14 protein-coding genes and 1 pseudogene are annotated in these 18,369 nt (G+C 63.5%); 10 read left to right on the top strand and 5 right to left on the bottom strand.

Annotation, left to right across the window (positions count from 1 at the left end; all coding sequences use genetic code 11):
- Window positions 1-408: 408 nt before the first annotated feature.
- Genes ACI3KU_RS11900 through ACI3KU_RS11910 form a run of 3 tightly spaced genes read left to right on the top strand, consistent with a single transcriptional unit; the run spans window position 409 to window position 2,543 of the window.
- Window positions 409-1,098 carry a response regulator transcription factor gene (locus ACI3KU_RS11900; RefSeq protein ID WP_404922514.1) on the top strand — a complete coding sequence of 230 codons (690 nt, stop codon included), beginning with the start codon at window positions 409-411 and terminating at the stop codon, window positions 1,096-1,098.
- Window positions 1,095-1,781 carry a hypothetical protein gene (locus ACI3KU_RS11905; RefSeq protein WP_404922515.1) on the top strand — a complete coding sequence of 229 codons (687 nt, stop codon included), beginning with the start codon at window positions 1,095-1,097 and terminating at the stop codon, window positions 1,779-1,781. Before ACI3KU_RS11900 ends, ACI3KU_RS11905 begins: the two co-directional genes overlap by 4 nt.
- 42 nt (window positions 1,782-1,823) lie before the next feature.
- Window positions 1,824-2,543, top strand: a complete 720-nt coding sequence (locus tag ACI3KU_RS11910; protein WP_404922516.1) for a sensor histidine kinase — start codon at window positions 1,824-1,826, stop codon at window positions 2,541-2,543.
- 309 nt (window positions 2,544-2,852) lie between these two features.
- Here the strand turns inward: ACI3KU_RS11910 and ACI3KU_RS11915 are convergent, their stop codons facing one another.
- Together ACI3KU_RS11915 and ACI3KU_RS11920 are read right to left on the bottom strand one after the other, a co-directional pair.
- Window positions 2,853-3,854, bottom strand: a complete 1,002-nt coding sequence (locus ACI3KU_RS11915) for a Gfo/Idh/MocA family protein (protein WP_404922517.1) — start codon at window positions 3,852-3,854, stop codon at window positions 2,853-2,855.
- A complete protein-coding gene (locus tag ACI3KU_RS11920) occupies window positions 3,832-5,112 on the bottom strand; it encodes a glycoside hydrolase family 1 protein (RefSeq protein WP_404922518.1) in 1,281 nt (426 codons plus the stop codon). Before ACI3KU_RS11920 ends, ACI3KU_RS11915 begins: the two co-directional genes overlap by 23 nt.
- Before the next feature lie 157 nt (window positions 5,113-5,269).
- On the opposite strand from ACI3KU_RS11920, the gene ACI3KU_RS11925 reads away from it, so the two are divergent.
- The 3 genes from ACI3KU_RS11925 to ACI3KU_RS11935 are packed head-to-tail and all read left to right on the top strand — an operon-like array spanning window position 5,270 to window position 8,125.
- Window positions 5,270-6,463 carry an AI-2E family transporter gene (locus tag ACI3KU_RS11925; protein ID WP_404922519.1) on the top strand — a complete coding sequence of 398 codons (1,194 nt, stop codon included), beginning with the start codon at window positions 5,270-5,272 and terminating at the stop codon, window positions 6,461-6,463.
- A gap of 10 nt (window positions 6,464-6,473) precedes the next feature.
- Window positions 6,474-6,623, top strand: a complete 150-nt coding sequence (locus ACI3KU_RS11930) for a hypothetical protein (RefSeq protein ID WP_404922520.1) — start codon at window positions 6,474-6,476, stop codon at window positions 6,621-6,623.
- Window positions 6,624-6,670: 47 nt separating this feature from the next.
- The gene (locus ACI3KU_RS11935) at window positions 6,671-8,125 is read left to right on the top strand and encodes an NAD-dependent epimerase/dehydratase family protein (RefSeq protein WP_404922521.1); all 1,455 of its coding nucleotides are present in this window, start codon (window positions 6,671-6,673) and stop codon (window positions 8,123-8,125) included.
- Between the two features lie 34 nt (window positions 8,126-8,159).
- Here the strand turns inward: ACI3KU_RS11935 and ACI3KU_RS11940 are convergent, their stop codons facing one another.
- Both ACI3KU_RS11940 and ACI3KU_RS11945 read right to left on the bottom strand, forming a co-directional pair.
- Window positions 8,160-8,738, bottom strand: a complete 579-nt coding sequence (locus tag ACI3KU_RS11940) for a TetR/AcrR family transcriptional regulator (protein ID WP_404919495.1) — start codon at window positions 8,736-8,738, stop codon at window positions 8,160-8,162.
- A gap of 53 nt (window positions 8,739-8,791) precedes the next feature.
- Window positions 8,792-11,482, bottom strand: coding sequence for a family 78 glycoside hydrolase catalytic domain (locus ACI3KU_RS11945; protein ID WP_404922522.1), 2,691 nt, complete (start codon window positions 11,480-11,482; stop codon window positions 8,792-8,794).
- A 193-nt stretch (window positions 11,483-11,675) separates the two neighbouring features.
- On the opposite strand from ACI3KU_RS11945, the gene ACI3KU_RS11950 reads away from it, so the two are divergent.
- On the top strand, window positions 11,676-12,983 hold the full coding sequence (locus ACI3KU_RS11950) for an MFS transporter (protein WP_404919497.1): 1,308 nt from the start codon (window positions 11,676-11,678) through the stop codon (window positions 12,981-12,983).
- Between the two features lie 83 nt (window positions 12,984-13,066).
- On the top strand, window positions 13,067-15,529 hold the full coding sequence (locus ACI3KU_RS11955; RefSeq protein WP_404922523.1) for a glycoside hydrolase family 2 TIM barrel-domain containing protein: 2,463 nt from the start codon (window positions 13,067-13,069) through the stop codon (window positions 15,527-15,529).
- A 247-nt stretch (window positions 15,530-15,776) separates the two neighbouring features.
- Here ACI3KU_RS11955 and ACI3KU_RS11960 read toward each other — a convergent pair whose 3' ends face one another.
- Window positions 15,777-17,084: an MFS transporter gene (locus tag ACI3KU_RS11960; RefSeq protein WP_404919499.1), complete on the bottom strand. Its 1,308-nt coding sequence runs from the start codon at window positions 17,082-17,084 to the stop codon at window positions 15,777-15,779.
- A 374-nt stretch (window positions 17,085-17,458) separates the two neighbouring features.
- On the opposite strand from ACI3KU_RS11960, the pseudogene ACI3KU_RS11965 reads away from it, so the two are divergent.
- Window positions 17,459-17,812: pseudogene (locus ACI3KU_RS11965) on the top strand (TraM recognition domain-containing protein); the annotation flags it as partial.
- Window positions 17,813-17,888: 76 nt separating this feature from the next.
- Window positions 17,889-18,369 (top strand): single-stranded DNA-binding protein (locus tag ACI3KU_RS11970; RefSeq protein ID WP_404922524.1); only part of this gene is annotated, 481 nt, incomplete at its 3' end.

The following is an 18,369-nucleotide window of genomic DNA, read 5'->3' on the forward strand; positions in this document are numbered from 1 at the left end:
CAGAACGCTGTGAGCGAGAGAAGGGGATGCTAGAGAGTGGTGATCCACACCTCATCCCGTAGGCCGACCGTCACGATTCGTCGTCCAGCAAGCCCGCGGCCACCCCTGAGACGTCACGTTCCCGCTCTTGATCACCAGCGGCTCGCGATCTTGAGTGCGGGGTGAGCGAACTGCTCTACAAGGAGCACGCCGGCCCTGCCGTGGACGATTCTCTCGATTTCGGGAATCAGACAGAGGAACGCGACAAGCGCGAACCCTCAGCGACATCTCGCCGCATGCTGAAGGGCTGGGAAGCGGAGTTCGTTTCGAATGTGTTCATTCGCCTTCGTTTTCTGCTCTTGACATCGCGATTGCGGCCCGGAGGCTCTTCTTAGACTCGCCATAGATTGTGTTGCGACACTTCGGCTTATGCGTATTGTGCTGGTCGACGACGAACCGGCGCTGTTGCGTTCCGTAGCCCGCTCCTTGCGGTTCGAGGGATACGCCGTGACGACGGCCGACGACGGCCCCGCAGCGCTTGAGGCGATCGCCGCCTGCCAGCCGGATGCGGTCGTGTTGGACTTAGTTCTTCCCACGATGGGAGGCGTTGAGGTGTGCCGCCGGTTGCGCGCCGCAGGCGACGCTGTGCCGGTGCTCATGCTCACAGCCCGCGACGCCGTGGTCGACAGGGTCGCGGGACTCGATGCGGGCGCAGACGACTACCTCGCCAAGCCGTTCGCATACGAAGAGTTACTGGCGCGGCTTCGAGCGCTGTTGCGCCGCACGGCATCCGTCTCATCGGAGCTCCCCCTGGCGGTTGGACCGCTGACCGTGGACCCGGCCGGGTGGCGAGCCGCCGTCAGCCGGGAAGAGCTCACCCTGACCAAGCAGGAGTTCCTCCTTCTCGAGGTTCTCGCACGCCACTCGGGCCAGGTGCTCACCCGGCGCTTGCTCTATGACCACGTCTGGGACGGTGACCTGGACGAGACATCGAACTCACTCGAGGTATACGTGGGGTATCTGCGCCGGAAACTCGCTAGAGCCGGAGCCGACGGGCTGATCCAGACAGTGCGCGGTGTTGGATATACGCTGCGCCCAGACGCGAGCGGGGCGCAATGAGTATGCGATTCCGACTGACCGTCCTGGTCTCCCTCGCCGTGGCACTGGCTGTGCTCGCGGTTTCGCTGATCGCTTGGACGATGATACGCAGCTGGATGGCGGGTGAGATGGACGACTCGCTACTGGCAAAGGTGCCGGATGCCGGTCAGATCGAACGGATCGCTGGAGAGCTTCCGGACGGAGCTATGCCCGGCAGTCGTCTGTTCCACGTCACCGGACTCATCCAAAGAGACCAGGCTGCGGTGCAGTTCCTCGCCGCGGACGGCACGGTAGAACGCCAGCTCGCTTCCCCTTCGTTCAACGACACTTTGAGTGCGATGTCGACAGAGGGTGTGACTCTGCCAGTGCCGGTTACGGGCGGCCCGCGGCTGGACACGGTGACGATCGCCGATGAGAACTATCGCGTGCTCTCCGTGCGTGTCGGGGATTCTTCGACCATCATGCGCCTGTTCCAACCCCTCACGTCGCTCGAGCAGACCCTCACCGCGATTGGTTGGTCCCTTGCCGCGACCGCAGCTGCAGGCGTCGTTCTCGCGGCGATTGCAGGCTGGGTGATCGCCGCCGCCGCTGTTCGCCCGGTTCATCGGCTCGTCGAAGCTGCGGAAAGCGTCACCTTCACGGGTGACCTCAGCCGGCGTGTTCAGTTGCGAAGCCGTGCCCGGAAACGGCAGGGCAAAGACTAGCTAGACAGGCTGGGCGCGTCGTTCAATTCCATGCTCTCCGCCGTGCAGACCAGCCGCGCCCAGCAGCGCGAACTGCTGGAGAACGCCAGCCACGAACTGCGCACACCGCTCACGGTATTGCGCAACGACTTCGGCTTGCTTGCCCGGCTCGAACGCGCTGAGACTGACGCTGAGGTTGATCGCCGACAGCTGATCAAAGACCTCGACGGGCAAGTCGCCGCGCTCGCACACGAGGTCGATCAGATTGTCACCCTCGCCCGCGGCGACGTCATGGAGGAACCGCGCGGCCTCGTCTCCTTACCCGAAATCGTCGAACAAGCAGTGACCCGCACCCGACGCCTCGATCCCACCGTAGAGATACTCACAGATACGCAGCCTTCTACTGCCGTCGTCTACCCTGCAGCGCTCGAGCGCGCCATCGCGAACCTCGCCCGAAATGCCGTCCAAGCCTGCGCGGGCGGCGGAACCGTCACCATCACGCTGCGCACTACCGCAACCAGCCACCGCATCGAGGTGCTAGACGACGGTCCGGGTCTTGACCAAGAAGAGATCCCCCGACTCTTCCGTCGATTCGCCCGCGGGACACACGGACGAACGAAACCCGGTTCCGGCCTCGGCCTCGCAATCGTCGATCAAGTTGCCGCACTGCACGGGGGAAAGGCCACCGCGCAGAACCGCCCTGACGGCGGGGCATGCTTCATCCTCGAATGGCCGACAGCCACGCACAGCGCCTCAGCGGTCGCATCGTCTTCACGGGCTTAGTCGCCTCTTACCAGTCTCCTAAGACGGCATTATCGACACAGATCATCCTGGACGGGTCCACCCAACGCGGCACAAGCCCCGAGCGAAGAGTTACAGTAGGCGGGTGTTGGCATATCATCTCCGGATGGCTGTGAATGTCGGGGGCTGAAGGAGAGGCTTGTGTACCGTGACCGCCAGAGGGATCACGCGTCGACGGCCGCGAGGCGGGATCACCACACGCCCTACGTCGGCTGCAAGAAGCCGGTGCCCTCGGCACGATCGTCATCTGATGTAGTTCGGTTTCCTGTCGTTTGCGGACTCTGGTCACCATCACACCGATCCGACCGCCTTCAGTGCGCTGGAGATGCGGTCCAGCACGCTGAAGACTCCGATGGTCGCCTCATGGTCGTGGGTGGGGTGCTGCCGTAATCCGCGCCGTATGGCAGTGCCGACGGCGGTGAGCATCGGCGTGTAGCCGTTGCCGTTCGTTGGAAAATGGTGTACGAGAGGATCGACGAACATCGTGTGAGCGTCTCCGGCGTGGACGCTGAAGGAGCTCAGCGCCCAGAAAGGTGCAGGGATGTGGATCCATCCGGCGGTGCCGTTGACGGTTGCGCTGGGATTGACGAACTCGATGATGGAGGACGCGCAGTGAGCGAATCGGTTCCCGCTGAACTCGAGCGTGGTGTGGTGCGACAGATCCAACCCGTCATCGCGGACCACCCCCTCGGAAAGGACTGACTCCGGCACTCCCAGGAGGGAGTACGCAAGAGTGATGGGATAGATGCCCTGATCGAGGAGCGCACCGCCGCTGCGGCGGGGATCCCATTTGCTTCCCCCGTCGTCGGGGAAGGGGAATCCGAAACCGGCGCGGATGCTGCGGACTTCGCCGATGGCGCCGTCGTTGATCGCCTTCGTTAGTCCGATGAACGCGGGGTTGAACTTCGTCCACATCGCTTCCATCAGGAAGCGATCGTTGTCCTTTGCGATGTCGAACAGCTCGACGACCTGTTGCCTGGTCATCGCCATCGGCTTCTCGACGAGAACGTGTTTTCCCGCTCGCAACGCGGAAGCCGCCATCTTGTGATGGAGTGCGAACGGTGTTGCGAGATAGATCACGTCGATGTCGGCCCGCTCGATGAACGCGCCGAAATCGTCTTCTGCGTGGGGGATCGCGTGCACCTCGGCGAGGCGTTTCGCGTTCGCGATCCGGCGGCTGTAGACCGCTGTGATCTCAGCCCCGGAGGCAACCAGGTCCGGAGCCACCGACCAGGAGATCGTGCCGGTACCGGCGATCCCCCACCGCAGTTCAGGAGGCGTAGACGGCGGCATCCGCTTCGAGGGTCGCGCCCTTGGACTGACTCACCTGTCCCAACCAGGCGAGACTCGGCTTCGGCGTCCGTTTGAACGTCTCGGTGTCCACCGCGATGAGGCCGAAGGTCATGGCGAATCCACTGTGCCATTCCCAGTTGTCCAACAGCGTCCAATGCTGGTATCCGAGCACTGTCACGCCGTCCTCGATGGCAGTGTGGACGCTCTCGAGTGCCTCGCGCGTATAGCGGATACGGAGTTCGTCATCTGCGGTGGCGATGCCGTTCTCCGTGATCAGTACTGGTCGATCGGTGAACGCGGCGGCGGCACGCACTGTCGCTCCCAGCGCTTGCGGGTAGTACTCCCACCCTGTCAGAGTCGTCTCCTCTCGCGGCTCGGCCGCCACCACGCCCTCGGGCCCCAGCAAGGTGCGGGTGTAGGTCTGTACACCGACGAAGTCGTCGTCCCGAGAGAGCTCCCAGAAAGGGTGAATCGCCTGTGCGAGAACGTCTTCTCGGACGCTCTCGCCCCCGGGAAGAGCCTGGTAGTCCGCCACGCTCGGGGACCAGCCCACGCGTGCCGCGGGGAACAGTTCTTTAATCGCCGCGCGTGCCTGACGGTGCGCCGAGAACACGTTCTGAATCGCGTCGGGAGCAAGGATCGGCAGCGCCATAGAAGCGACTCCTACTTGCCCGCCCACACGCTCAGCGAATTTGGCTGTCAGCTCGAGCTGCTCAGTGGGGATCTCGTCTGCGGCTGCGCCCAAAGGAAGTGCTCCCGTGGCCAACAGCATCGCGCCCGCGTTGGGTTCGTTGAACGTCACCCACCATTCGACCAGGTCACCCAGAGCATCGACGACGAAACGGGTGTAGCGCTCGAAGAGATCGGCTGCCCCCTGCTGGCTCCACGCGCCGCTCCTCGCGAACCAGATCGGCGTTGCGAAGTGATTCAGGGTCACGATCGGGACCACACCGCGCTCGACGCACGCCACGACCATCCGCCGGTAGTGCTCGAGCTCGGCACGTGAGAACAGATCCCGCTCCGGCTGAATCCGGGACCATTCGATGCTGAACCGATAGCTGTTCAGACCGGCCGCTGCGAGAAGATCGATGTCCTCCTCGTAGCGGTGATAGCTGTCGCAAGCGTCCCCGGACGGCTCGTGGAAGGGAGAACCCTCGACGTGCTCCATGGCCCAGATGTCATTGAGGACGTTGTTGCCTTCGATCTGGTGCCCGGCAGTCGCCGCGCCCCAAAGGAAAGTGTCGGGAAAATCGGCCATGATGCTCCTCGTTGTACAGGTTAAAGACGCCACTGAAATCGGACTTCATCGATCGTATCACTACGCAACAGCTGTTGCGTAGTGTCCATGTGATCGATGTATCGCTCGCACGGAGCCTTCAGTCGATTCCCAGCCAGTCCGTCCTACGGTGACAACTATGCAGCGCCTGTCGCGTAGATTGAGAACGTCCCGCTCCCCTCGCAGGAAGCTGGCAACAACGCTGCACTTTTCCTCGCGGGTCGCGCTTCCCCAGGCGCGGCTACGTAGTGCCCCTGTCGCACGCGTCGAGCCGAACGGTTCTAGAGGCCTACCGGAGAGACCGTTCCGTTATGCGCTCATCGCGACCCTGGGCGTGGGCGTCGGCCTGAGCATATTGAGTGCCGTCACCTCGTTGGCTACCGTGCTCACGTACGTCGGGATTGCATTGTTTCTGAGCGTCGCCGTGGACCCCGTGTTGAAGACCATGTCGTCCTGGGGATTACGGCGCGGGATATCCGCCTTCCTGATCGCCTGCGTCGGACTGGTTGCCCTAGTCGGACTCAGCGCCGCCGTCATCCCGTCAGCGACGGAACAAGTCTCCGCAACCACGCAAAGACTTGTCGACCTAATGCAAACCATCCCGCAAGAGGAGTGGTTCGTCTGGTTGATGTCGAACGCACCATCCTCACTTGATCTCGACACATTGCTGTCGGGCGTGGTCGCGTTTCTTAGCGACCCGCAACAGCTCACATCCGTCGGCGGTGGCCTCCTTCAGGTCGGTAGCGGGATCATCGGCGGAGTGACGGGGGCGCTCGTCGTGGCGATCCTCACGCTGTACTTCGTCGTCTCCCTCCCGCAGATCAAGGCGCACGGCTATAGGTTCGTCGCACGTTCGCGGCGGTCGGCGAGTATTGACCTGACCGAGAAGATCTTTGATGGCGTGGGCCGGTATGTCGGCGGTCAGCTTCTGCTGGCCCTGGTCAATGCTGCGTTCACTTATGTTCTGACGTCCCTCGCCGGGAGCCCAGCTCCTGTTTTGCTCGCGGTGATCGCCTTCATCGGCGCGCTGATACCCGTCGTGGGAACGGTCGCTGGCGCAGCTGTCGCGGTGTTGCTCACTCTGACCGTGACGCCGGTGGGCGCCCTCGTCGTCGCCATCGTGATGCTCATCTACATGCAGATCGAGGCCTACGTGCTCTCCCCCCGGGTGATGAGTCGTGCAGTCGCCGTGCCGGGTGCACTCGTGATCATCGCCGCACTCGGGGGTGCTGCTCTGGGCGGCATCCTGGGGGCACTGGTTGCCGTTCCTGCCGCAGCCGCGGTGCTGATCATTCTCGACGAAGTCGTTCTGCCCGCCCAGGAGCGCCGATGAAGCCCACATCATGACCGCGTTTGCGCTGATCGTCATGCTTGCCGTCGCGTCCCTCTATTGGGCGTTCACGCTTGCGGGTCTTGCCGGCGTCGGAACGCTGCTGATCGTGACGCTGATCGGGTGGATCGTCCTCCGCACCAGGCCGCGCCCGAAGTCATAACACCCAACCTCCACCTCTGGCCAACTTCGACCGAAAAGGACCTTTCTATGACCGCGAAACCGTCTGTTCCGCACCCGCCGTCGCAGCGTCGTCGCCGCGTCTTCCTGACGGGCGCCGCCGGCAATTGGGGAAGGCGTGTGCTTGAAGGCTTCCGTCAGCAGGCAGACGAGTTTGAAGTCGTGGCGCTCGTCCTGCCGTCTGCGAAGGACCTTGAGGTCATCCGGCGCTACAAGGACATGGAGAATCTCGAGGTCGTCTTCGGAGATCTCACCGACTACACGGCCGTCGAGCGGTGTGTCCGCGGCGCCGACGTCGTCCTTCACATCGGCGCCGTCGTGTCACCGTTCTCGGACGACCACCCGGGCCTCGCAGAACGGGTCAACGTCGGCAGCATCCGTAACATCATCCGCGCGGTGAAGGCTCAACCAGACCCCTCCCTTATCGCCGTGGTCGGGGTGGGAACGGTCGCCGAGACAGGCGATCGAAACCCACCCCACCATTGGGGACGTGTCGGAGACCCGCTTCGGGTATCCGAGTACGACGAATACGGTCAGAGCAAGGTCATGGCCGAAAAGGAACTCGTGGAATCGGGGCTCCCTCGGTGGACCTGGCTCCGACAGACCGGAATCTTCCACCCCGGAGTGCTCGAGATCCGAGACCCCATCATGACGCACTCCACCCTCGGGGGCGTGATGGAGTGGGTATCGGTGGAGGACGCCGCGCGACTCATGGTGAGCATCTCCGGATCCGAAGTCCCCCCGCAACTGTGGGGCGGGATCTACAACATCGGCGGCGGCGAGGAATGGCGGCTGACGAACTGGGAGCTACAGACCGGTATCAGTGGCGCGTTGGGCGTCAAAGACGTCCGCACGTGGTATGACCGGAATTGGTTCGCCACCCGCAACTTCCACGGACAGTGGTACACCGACTCGGACCGGCTGCAGGAGCTTGTCCCATTTCGTCAAGACACTTTCGCTGCCGCTCTCACCCGTGCAGTCGCCGCGAACCCTGCGCTCAAGATGGCGGGGCGGATTCCCGCGTGGGTGATCAAGAACCTCGTCATGAAGCCGCTGACACTGAAGCCTCGAGGCACCATGCACTATGTCCGCGAGGCTGACACGGATGCCATCGCGGCCTACTTCGGCTCATCTGCCGAATGGGAGGCGATCGGTGGGTGGGACACGTTCTGGCCCTCTCGGCCCAGCCGCACGCCGAGCCTGTTCGATCACGGATACGACGAGGCTGTCCCGTCAAGCGACTGGAACGCGTCGCTTCTCACCGGTGTCGCCGCACATCGAGGCGGCGAGCTTCTCTCGCAGGACGTGCAGACAGGCGACGTTGCGACGCCCTTGACATGGCAGTGCGCGTTCGGACACACCTTCACCGGAAGCCCGCGTCTGATTCTCACTGCCGGCCACTGGTGCCCAGAATGCGTCCTGAACGTGCGGGATTACCCCGCCCAGGCGGAAAGAAACGCCTTCCTCGCGCAACTACTCCCCTGACCTGCGAGGACCCGCAATCGGGCCACGTCTGTGTTCAGGTGAAGACGTGGTCCGACTGCTGCTGAGATATGCGGATGAACCGCTCGGTGAGCTCACGACTGGAATATTGAGGTGCCTCTGCGGACAGCCAGTTGATACAGACACCGAGCAGTCCACCGGCGGTGTAGGCGGCCCGGAACGCTCGCTCTTCGTGCGTGAGCGTCGGATCGAGTTTCGCGAACTCGAACGCAACGGCATGCGCTGCCCGGGCGAGGAGCGCATGAATCGTCTTGGCGCTGCCTGCGGCACCGAGAGCCCACTGGTAGAGCTTCCAATTGCTCTCAACGTGAGACAAATACGTCGCGATGATCTCGAACGATTCGTCGAACTGAGTTCCGCTGCCGGTCGTCGTCGACTCCCATTGCAACGTGGCCTGATTGGCGAGGTCGCCGAGCGCATCGGCGACAAGGTCATCGATGGTGTCGAAGTGCCGGTAGAAGGTCGCCCGATCAACACCGGTGCGTTCGCAAACCATCGACACCGACAATCTAGCCGGGTCTTCGCGGGCGACCTCAAGGAAGGCCGCGCGGAGCTTGAGACGCGATCGCACGTATCGCGGATCGGTGTTCTCCATCTCAGCCCTCCAGCGCGATGATTCGGTCAGATGGCCCCAGTCTTCCACAGCGCTCACGTTCTCGGCGGCGCACCGGCCTCCCCACTCAGGGTGGCGTGAAGCTGATGGGCGCCGGGACCTGCGGTTACCACCTGGTCACCCCATCTCAAGGTGGCGTGCGATCCTCCGGGCACCGTCACCCGCAAGGTGCCGAGCGATCCTTCACGTTCCCACGCGACGCTGATGCGCCCCTGCGGGCCGTCAAAATGCCCCTTCGCCCAAGTCAGCGTGTCCGGGACGACTGGCGCAACGAGGAACGACTCCCACGCAACCGAATCGTCGGCTTGTCGGAGTCCGAGCGTGTGGGAGTGCAGATAGCGGATCACTGCTCCCTTGCTGTAGTGGTTCAGGGATGCGTGCGCGTTTCCGTTGCGATCCACGCCCTCCCACTCTTCCCAGATCGTGGTCGCGCCCCGGTCGAGCATGCCCAGCCAGGACGGGGTCGTGCGCTGCCACAGCAATCGGTGTGCGACGTCGGCGTGACCGGTGTCGGCGAGCACAGGAAGGAGATCGGCGGTGGAGAGGAATCCTGTGCTGAGGTGGTCGCCGGCGGTCCGGATATGTTGCGCGAGTCGTTGGGCGGCTGGGGACCGCAGGGATGCCGGGGCGAGGTCGAATGCCAAAGCCCTGACGTAGCTTGCCTGGGTGTCGCTCGGGGTCCGTCCCTGGTCGTCTATGAACTCGACGCGCCACGCCTGACGGATTCGCTCGGCGAGGTCGGCGTAGTGTTTGGCGTCGTCGGTGCGGGCCAGCACCCGGGCGATCTTGGACAGGGTGGAGACGGACCGATACAGGTAGGCGGTGCCGACTTCACCCTTGTCGGCCATCGCCCATGCCATCGGGTCGGGCATGGTGGGTCCGGGTGTGCCGTCCTCGGAGAGCGGGGTGGGCTCGAGCCACTCTCCGAAGTGGAAGGTGCCGTCCCAGATGAACTGCTCGTGCGGCTGAGGCTCTGGTGACTTCTCGATGCGGGACGGATGCCGATTCTCGGCCGCAGCCTTCAGCGCGAAGGCAACCCATCGGGTCATCGCGACCCATGAATCGCGAAGCGCCTGCACATCGCCATAGGTCTGGTAGAGCTCCCACGGTACGAGGACGATCGCATCTCCCCAGCCCGCTGAGCCCGTCGCGAAGTCGACGCCCGGGTCTGGAATGGTGCGCATCCGCGAGGCGTCCGGGGAGATGTTCACGATCCTGCCGTCATCGAGCTGGTCGTCGCGAACGGATTGCAGCCACTTGCGGGTGAACCCGTCGACGTCGAAAAGACGGACCGCTGTGGGCAGGAAGATCTGCCAGTCGCCTGTCCAGCCTGCGCGCTCTCGGGTGGGGCAATCTGTGGGGATGTCGACGACATTGCCGCGCAGGCTCCATCGCGCCACCTCCCAGAGCCTGTTCAGATCGTCATCGCTGGAGGAAAAATCGCCTACAGAGGTGAGGTCGGTATGGATGACCTGCATGGTGATCTCGTCTGCGTCCAGGGCGATGCCAGGGCGATGCACGCTCGCATACTGGAACGCGTGGACGGTGTGGTGCGGCTCGAACACGGAAGCAGGGCTCCCGTCTGAGATGACTTCATCCTGCTGGGAGAAGGAGACCACGCTGCCGTCGGGGGCGCCCGTGTCAAGGTGGGTCAGGGTGAGGTCGCCGTCAGGTCCGAGGTGCTCGCCGTATACGAGCCGGGTCGCCACTCCCCGATCGCCGAGGTTGGCGAGCCGGATCCGGCCGGAGGCGTTCTGCCCGAAGTCTACGACGAGGGTGTCCGGCGTCAGTGGTGTGATGGAGCGAGGCGGGAGCTCTTCGATCACTCTCATCGGCGGAGCCGGCGACCATTCGACAGCTGGCGCGCCTGGTCCCGCGACGGCACTGCCGACCACGCGTGGGGTGACGCTCAGGTCTGTTGTTTGACCGTCCATGAGGTCCGCGCGGGTGACAGACGTCTGCGTGACAGTCCACCCGGGGGCAGTCGCGACAACCACGGTGCTCTCGGACTTTTCAGAGAGCAGACGGAGTTCGCCGCGGAGCGCGGTGTCGGTGCCCCACTTTGCTTGTTCCCGGAACGCGCCCGCGCGTCCCCGGAACCAACCGTCTGAGAGCACGAACGTGATCGTGTTCACACCTACTCGGAGTGCTGAGGACGCGTCCATCGCCTGGGCATAGAGCGTTCGATCGTATGACTGGGTGCCCGGCATCAGCTCCGTGCCGAGGCGGACATCGTTCACGAACACGTCATAGACGCCCAGGGCGCTCGCGTACAGTCGAGCAGCGTCAAACGGCTCGTCGACGATGAACTGCTGGGTGAAGGCGTAGGCCGGTCGTTCTCCGATTGGAAGATCGCTCCCCTCTGGGGAGGCGATCCACTCTGCGACCCAGTCGGGCTCAAGCAGGCCGCTCTCGAACGTGGACCAGGGCGACCAGGCGGTGACGCCCTGGACGTGGCGCACGCGGACGCGCCAAGCGACTCGTTCGGTGCTCGTGAGCTCTCGCCATGGCCACTCGATGAACCGGTGGTGCGGTCCCTCGTACGCGAAGTCGAACGGTTCGTCTCCGATCGTCGCTTGCAGGTCGAAGCCGAGTTGGACGGGAACGGACGGCGGCAGTTTCCACGAAAGGGCAGGTCGACTGTCTGAGACAGGGAAGCTGTCGCCACCTGTCTCGACGGTGAGCGCGTACGGCGTGACCTCATTGTGGGCCGTGGGGTTTGTCATGATGCTCTTCTCTTTTGGCTAACAAGAAGGGAACTCGGGATCGCTTGCCTTTGGTCACGGAGAGCGCGGAGTCTCGTGGACCGCGCTCGGACCACTCCACTCTATGCAACATCTGCTGAGAAAATCTATGCGACACTTGCTGTACAGTTTTCCATCGGTTCGTGCCGGAGGATTTTGTTCAAGGAGGAGCACAGTGACCGAGATAGGTAGTCAGTTCGAGGTCGACGCGCAGTTCGTCACCGCCCCGACTGGTGTCATACCCTCGCGCGAGCGGATGCCGAAGGGCTTCATCGTCGCGGCAGTGTTCTTGCAACTGAGTGTGGGCGTCGCTTCTGTCGGCATGGTCCTTGTGGCGTGGCCTGTGACAATCGCGCGCCTGGTGCCGGACGAGAAGGTCTTCTATCTGAGTGTGGTGTCGTCGATTGTGGCGGGGTTCATGGTCGTCCTCACACCCTTGTATGGCGCTCTAAGTGACCGGTGCACGTGGAGATTCGGCATGCGTCGCCCCTTCATCCTCTTCGGCTCGCTGGTGAGCGCCGCCGGCTTGGGGGCGATGGGTGCGGCGAGCAGTATCACGACGTTGCTCGCGGGCGCTGCGATGTATGCGGTGGGAAATGCCGCGCTGACATCGGCGTGTTACGTGATCATCCCCGATCAGGTTCCTCGGCAGTATCGCGGCCGCGCGCAAGGGGCGATGATGGCGGCAGTCGCGGTTTCCGGCGTCTTGGCGTCGGTGTTCCTGCCACCCCTTCTGAACAACCAGCTCCTCCTGTTCGGCATCCCGGCGATCGTCCAATTGGTCGGTGCGGCGCTTGTTTTGTTCCTGTTGCAGGACCGTGTACTGCCTCGGGAGCAAAGTCCCGGGCGGCTCACGCTGGGAAGCCTTCTGGCGGATTTCAAGATCAACCCGCGGACGGTTCCCGACTGGTCGTGGGTATGGCTGGCGAAGGTCGTCTTCATCCTCGCCACCGTGTTGGCTTCGACGTACAGCGTGTATGTTCTCACCGACCAGATTGGTGTTTCTCAAAGCACGCTTTCCGGAGTGTTGACTCTCAATGGCCTGATCGGACTTGCTGCAACGCTCGGGGGCGCGATTTTCGGCGGATGGATCAGCGACAAGCTCGGCAAGCGGAAAGCCATCGTGATCAGCACTGCCTTGGTGATGTCGGCCGGAGCACTTGTGATTGCGTTCAGTGGCGATGTCCTCTTCTTCATCATTGGCAGTGCCCTGACAGCTATCGCGTTGGGTGTCTACAGCCCCACTGACGGGGCCCTCGCTATTGATGTTCTCCCCGGAGAGGGGAAGCAATCCGGCAAGTTCATGTCGCTGATGGCCGTAGCCGATCAACTCCCCCGCGCTTTCGGGCCGCTTCTGGGCAGTGTGGTCGTCGCCCTCGGGGCAGCTACCGCCATGGGCGGATACGCAGTCACCTACATCGCTGCAGCGGTCATCTCCCTGATCGGAGGTCTCCTCATCCTCAAGGTTCGTGGAGGAAGTTAGCCCAGAGCACATCGTCGCCGCCGCACGAACGTCTCCACCAGCCGACGACGACTCATCACCGAGGCGCACTCAGAGGAGCACGCATGACCAGGCACGCAGGAACGACCGTCATCGACTTGACGACTTGGCAGTTTGCCTCAGCGGGAACAGACTCTTCGAAGACGGTTCGGTTGCCTCACGACGCGATGCTCGCAGAGCCGCGTTCTTCCCTCGCGACAGGTGGCGCGGAGGTTGCGTACTTTGAGGGTGGCGCCTACGTCTACCGGACCACTTGGGTCGCAGATGTCGATCCGAAGGTTCTGCCTTACGCGGCAATTCGGTTCGAGGGAGTACAGGGCGATGCCGACGTGTACGTGAATCGGACACCTGTCGGCACCATCCGCAGCGGCTACAGCGAGTTCGAGTTCCCGATCGACACCGCGCTGGTGTGGGGAGAATCGAATGAGATCGTCGTCGAGGTCGATAACGCGAAGCAGCCCGCCAGCCGTTGGTATCCCGGGTCTGGCCTCTACCGTCCGGTGAAACTGCTTCTTCGGCCGCGCACGCACTTCGCCACCGACGGCATCCGGCTACGCACCCGGTCAGAAGCCGGTGATAGTGCCACGGTCGACATCGAGTATCTCATTGAGAACGCCGACGACTCCGTCGAGGTGAGTTTCGAGCTCATCCACAATGGGGTCGTCACCGCAGTTGGCAGAACGAACGGTGTCCAGGGTCGCGTGAGTATGGCAGTCCCGGATGCCCGGTTGTGGTCAGCCGAAAGGCCGCACCTGTACGAGTTGGTGTCAAGGGTGACCGTCGACGGATCCGTGATTGATGAGCGGCGGGAACGCGTCGGATTGCGAACCGTGAGTGTTACCGCGCAACGGGGCCTGCTCATCAACGATGTCCCGGTGAAGCTGGCAGGAGCGTGCATCCATCACGACAACGGTCCGCTCGGTGCTGCCACTCATCGGGCGGCAGAGTTCCGCCGCATCCGCTTGCTGAAAGAGGCAGGTTTTAACGCGATCCGAAGCGCGCACAACCCGATGTCTCGTCACCTGCTTGATGCGTGTGACGAGATCGGCATGTACGTGCTGGACGAACTCGCCGACTACTGGGAAGTCCGCAAGACCCCGCATGATGCGGCGTGGCGATTCCCTGACACCTGGCGCGAAGACGCCGACCAAATGGTGGAGAAGGACCGCAACAGGGCATCCGTAATCATGTACGCGTCCGGCAACGAGATCCCCGAAACGGCGACCCCGGAAGGCGTAGCCCTCGCTCGCGAGATCACCCAGTATCTGCACCGAATCGACCCGGATCGACCGGTGACCCTCGCAGTGAACCTGTTCCTCAACACCCTCGTGTCGATGGACAAGTCTCCATATAAACCGACCGTGGAAACCAACGACGAGCCAATGGCCGGTAGCACCGAAGCGAACGTCATGATCAATCAGATCGGTCGGATGATGAACTTCGTGTCGAAGCTGCCACGGGCCGACAAGGCATCTCGCGATGCCTTCGCCGAAGTCGACGTGGCCGGATACAACTACGGACTCGGACGCTACCGACGGGATGTGCGCGCTTACCCCGATCGCGTCATCCTCGGTACGGAGACGCTGCCCGGGGACGTGGCACGCGCCTGGAAGCTGGTCAATGAGCATCCAGCAGTAATCGGAGACTTCGTCTGGACGGGGTGGGAGTACCTCGGCGAGACGGGGGTGGGTGTCTGGGTTCCCGGAAAGCGAGCGGGACTCGCAAAACCGTACCCCTATCTGATCGCAGGCCCGGGAATGTTCGACCTCACTGGCCACCCCGATACGAGTCTCCGGCTTGCGCAAGCGGCGTGGGGCCGACTCGATGCCCCAGCAATCGGCGTTCGACCGGTCAACCTGAGCGGCGCACCGGTAGTGCGGTCCGCATGGCGCACGACCGATGCCGTGGAGAGCTGGTCCTGGCGCGGCTGCGAGGGACGCAAAGCCGAGATCGAGGTCTACTCGACAGACGACCACGTCGAGCTATGGCTCAACGGCCGCCGGGTCGGCCGACGCCGTGCCGGTCGGCGTCGGGGACTCCTGGCCCGTTTCGCGGTGCCGTATGAGCCGGGCACGCTCACTGCTGTCGGATATCGTGCAGGCGTCGAGACAACGCGCACGTCGCTGACCTCAGCGTCCGGCCCGGTTCACGTGACGATCGAGGGAGAGAACCGCATCGTCGCTGATGGTGACGACCTGCTCTTCGCGGCCATCTCCCTCGTGGGCGGCAACGGCGAGGTCGAGATGCTGGCCGACGAGCTCGTGGAGATCTCCGTCTCCGGCCCCGGCGAACTGGTCGGCTACGGGACAGCAGCGCCATCGAGTGTCGAGAGCTTCCTCAGTTCCAGCCGCACGACATACCGTGGACGCGCCCTCGCTGTGATCCGCTCCACCGGCGAACCCGGTCAGATCATCATCAGGGCGACCGCGGCTACCCGGGGCACCGCGGAGCTTGTGGCTGCCGCCACTGCCTTCGCTACGCCGACTCGCGGCGCCGAATCCGACGCTCGAGGAAACGACGACGCGTAGTCGGAGCGAGCACCCACATAGATCTCATCTGGGCTAAGCAAAGAATCCCGAGAAATCACGCATTCCCGTTCTCCGCGCGGCGGACGGGAATACGTGACCACTGAAACTCCCAGGATCCACGCCACTTCACGCGAGAATCGGTGAAGGATCTGTCGCCGACGAAGTCATCGCCTTACCGGTCCGGAACCAACACCCCGGCCGGAACCCATCTCTGGGCTCCGGCCGGGAGGGGCGCGCGGGTCGGCAGTTAGACGCTCCCCTTGACTTTACGGATGAGCAATCCTCCGATTATCGCGATGACACCGCCCGCGATGAAGACTGTGGGATACCCGCCAGAGGGAATAAGGCTTCCCAATGCAAGCACCCCGGCGGCGATGAACGGACCGATGGAGCGAGGAAGCTGGTCGGCAAGCGCCATCAGACCCATGTACTTACCGGTTTCGTGTCCAGCACCGGGAAGTACATCGATCATGACAGCCCCATCGACAGGGAAGTAGGCGCCCGTGCCGAGACCCATCAGGGCGAGAGCGACCAAATACACGGCGACGTTGGGTGCGAATGCTGCCAGTACCGCACCGAGGAAGATCAAGCTGGAAGTGTAAAGGACCATGTTCTTGCGGATACGGAACTTGTCGCTGATCCAGGAGCCGAGAATCGCTCCGCCGACCGCAGTGAGCAAGCCGATGATTCCGGTGATCGCGATGGTACCCGGAAGCTGGTCGGCGGGCACGTCGAGGTGGTCGGTGAGGAAGTAGACACCGTAAACGGTCGTCAAGACGGTGCCGAGGGTGACGACGACCTTACCGGTCCATGCCCAAGAGTAGTCCGGGATGTCGCGGGGATTGATCTTGAACTGGGCGAGGAGCCCGCGCACGGTGGGCCTATCGGTGCTCTGAGTGGGATCCAGCTTGCGGTCCCTGATGAGGAGGACAGTCAGCAAGGTTGTGGCGGCCATCACAGCGCCTGGGACGGCGAACATTAGGAACTGGTTGCCGATGAGCATCGGCAAGGTGATGGACGCGACCAGGCCAGCCGTCGTGGTCATCACCATGCCCAGGCCCATGACGCGTCCTCGATATCGTTCAGGGATCTGGTCAGGGACGAGGGCATAGTTGCCACCGGCGTAGATACCCGACCCGAGCGCGAACAGCAACGACCCGGCGATCAGGACGCCTACTGTCGACGATATCCCCATCAGGATCATTCCTCCGACGGCGCCGATGGCGCCGAAAATCAGGAACGGGCGACGCATCCCAAAGCGTGACGCACAGCGATCGCTAAGCACCCCGGCGATCGGAGTGACGAAGATCCCCACGAAAGCACCCAACCCCGACACGAGGCTGAGGATGAGAGCTTTGTTCACCGGATCGAGCGCGCCGATCGTGATCGGCCACGCCACGAGGACCACGGCCACAGCCGGCACAGCGGTGCCGAACTGCGCAGCAGCGATAGCGAGCACGGATCGTGTTCTGAGTCTTTCGGGTGCGGGCAAACTGCTTTCGACAATGGGCTCCGGCATCGCCGTGCCGACAACCGGCCTGAGAACTTCTGACATGGCTTTGTTCCTCCTCGAACCTGGCCCGCCGATCTTCGCGACCGTGCGATCTGCCCAACTATACGACATCTGTTGCATATCTGCACGCGCTGTCTGAATTCTTTTCAAGTGAAGCGACCATGGCAACGCAGATCGCGACATGGTGTTCTCCTGACAGCGCGCGCATCCTGCAGGCTCGGAGCGTGGCCCAGGAGATGGACGGCGACGCTATCGAGTCGATGCGCGCGGAATGACAGCTACCTGAAGTTCCGGCCCCGCGCTGGGAGCCGGGCATTCTTCAACTGCGCTCACGGCGAGTTCGGCGAGGTAGCGGCCAAGGCCGACCGTGTTCACCCTGCGTGGGACGGCCGCTAACGCGTCGTTTATTGTGGGGCGAAAACAACGCCAACGCGATCTGGGACGCCTCCATCGTCAAGATCATCCTCGGCGGCGCCTCCAACTCCCGCGACCTCCAAGACCTCTCCACGCTCATCGGAGACCGGGACGAGACCACCGACAGCGTCACCACCGACGCCTACGGCTCCCACTCGACCCAACGATCCGTCCGGCGCCTCCCAATCCTGCCACCCGACGTCCTGCGAACCCTGCCGTTCGGCACCGGCGTCGTCATGCTCCGCACCGCCCGACCCATCATCACCACCCTGCGGGCCTGGCCGCGCCGACGGGACGCCGACCAGCTGCGGAGCGACCGCACCGAGATCGAGCGGCTCCTCCACTCCGGGGCGTGAACAGAGGGTCGCCGTTCATACCTGACCTGTGACCCCGCATGAGCGGGCGAACCGATCAGACCCTGAAGGAGGGTTCATGGCCATTCCCACCCGCGAGGCCCTGTCGGGGTTCATCGCCACCGACCCGCAGCTGACCGAAACCAGCAATGGCGGGCACAGGCTCTACGCCCGCGTCGGCATCGAACAGTTCCAGCGCAACGAGGACGGCTCATTCACGCAGCTGGAGAGCGAGTTCACCAACCTCGTCATGTTCGACAAGGCCGCCGAACGCGCGGCGGAGAAGTTCCAGAAGGGCGACAACTTCATCGCCGAGGGCCGCAGCAACACCCACGAGTACCAGGGCGAGCAGCGCGAACAGTTCATCGCCTCCCGCATCGGGCACGACAACAACCGCACCACCTACACCGTCGATCGCAGCAGGCAGGAGCGCCCGAGCGCGGACCGTGAAGCACCGGAGCGGGCAGCCGGGGAACGCGACCCGGCCGCTGTCGCGCTCGCCCAGCGCGAGCAGGCCCTCCAGCCCGAGACAGCCGCCGCGAGCGGCGCTGTCCCGGCCG

The sequence above is a fragment of the Microbacterium sp. ZW T5_56 genome, from assembly GCF_044987425.1.
In the GTDB taxonomy this organism is placed as follows: Bacteria; Actinomycetota; Actinomycetes; order Actinomycetales; family Microbacteriaceae; genus Microbacterium.